Source organism: Actinosynnema sp. NPDC023658 (genome assembly GCF_040639995.1).
GTDB lineage: Bacteria > Actinomycetota > Actinomycetes > Mycobacteriales > Pseudonocardiaceae > Actinosynnema.
This window is the reverse complement of sequence record NZ_JBFAAX010001522.1, coordinates 1-1,017: the sequence shown is the minus strand read 5'-3', so window position 1 is coordinate 1,017 and position 1,017 is coordinate 1. Positions and strand designations below refer to the sequence as shown.

At 71.3% G+C, this 1,017-nt stretch carries 2 protein-coding genes; one reads left to right on the top strand and one right to left on the bottom strand.

Translation table 11 applies throughout. From position 1 onward, the window contains the following. Positions 1–134: 134 nt before the first annotated feature. On the bottom strand, positions 135–386 hold the full coding sequence (locus AB0G02_RS42245; protein ID WP_360806824.1) for a heavy metal-associated domain-containing protein: 252 nt from the start codon (positions 384–386) through the stop codon (positions 135–137). 171 nt (positions 387–557) lie between these two features. Here AB0G02_RS42245 and AB0G02_RS42240 point away from each other — a divergent pair. Continuing rightward, the coding region (locus AB0G02_RS42240; RefSeq protein ID WP_360806821.1) for a hypothetical protein at positions 558–1,017 on the top strand (460 nt) is incomplete at its 3' end.

Genomic DNA, 1,017 nt, shown 5'->3' with positions numbered 1-1,017 from the left:
CGGCGTGGCGGGCCTTCGCCACCGAGTCGACGGGCCGTCCGCTCGTGCCGTCGCTGTCGGTGTAGTACCGACCGGCGCAAAACCGACCGGTGTCGCCCCGCTCGGCCGCGGTCGGGGCGACACCCACCGGGACATCAGGCGCGGACGAGCACGTACCCGGCGTCCTTGACCGCCCCGGTGATGGCGGCCTCGTCGGTCGAGCCCAGGACGCGCAGCGTGCCGGCGTCCAGGTCGAGCTTGACCCTGGTGACCCCGGAAACCCTCCGGACCGCGTTGGTCACCGTGGCGGCACACCCCTCGCAGGTCATGCCTTTGACCACGAATTCAAGACCGACCGGCTGCACCTCGTCGGAGGTCGCGGCGGGTGCCTCATAACTCTCGGACATGCGACTCTGATCCTCCGGTTCCATACCCTACAGGGGTATGAATTCAAGCCTAACGGTTCCACCGGGCGGTCGACATCTCGCACATTGCGCTATTGCGCCGCCGGGTGACCGTGAATTCGAGAACAGCCGGCCGACCGACATGAACCGCGGGTCGCCGGGTACTCCGCGCTCATGCTGACACGCTCGCTGCGCCAGGGACTGATCGCCGGGATGGCCGGGGCGGCGGTCATGACGGTCGCGGAGAAGGTCGAACAGCGGCTGACCGGCCGACCCGACTCGCACGTGCCCGCCGCGGTCCTGGCCCGGCTGGCGGGCCTGTCGGAGCGGTCGGTCCGGTCCCGCGCGCTGAACCTCACGATGCACTTCGGGCAAGCCGCCCTGCTGGGCGTCGTGCGCTCGCTCATGGCCAACGCGGGTGTCCGCGGGCCGGTCGCCTCCGCGATGTTCACCGTCGTGCGGCTGAGCAACGACCAGATCCTGGAGAACGCCACCGGGGTCGGCGCCCCGCCGCAGACCTGGCCCCGGTCCGAGCTGGCGGTGGACGTGCTGCACAAGGCGGTCTACGCGTTCGCGACCGGTGCGGTGGCCGACGCGCTGGCCGCCCGGCACGGGCCCGGTCCGGGACAGCGGC

Bases quoted from the DNA above. Each gene is read 5' to 3' on its own strand.
- AB0G02_RS42245 (WP_360806824.1), bottom strand. From the start codon at position 386: ATGTCCGAGAGTTATGAGGCACCCGCCGCGACCTCCGACGAGGTGCAG.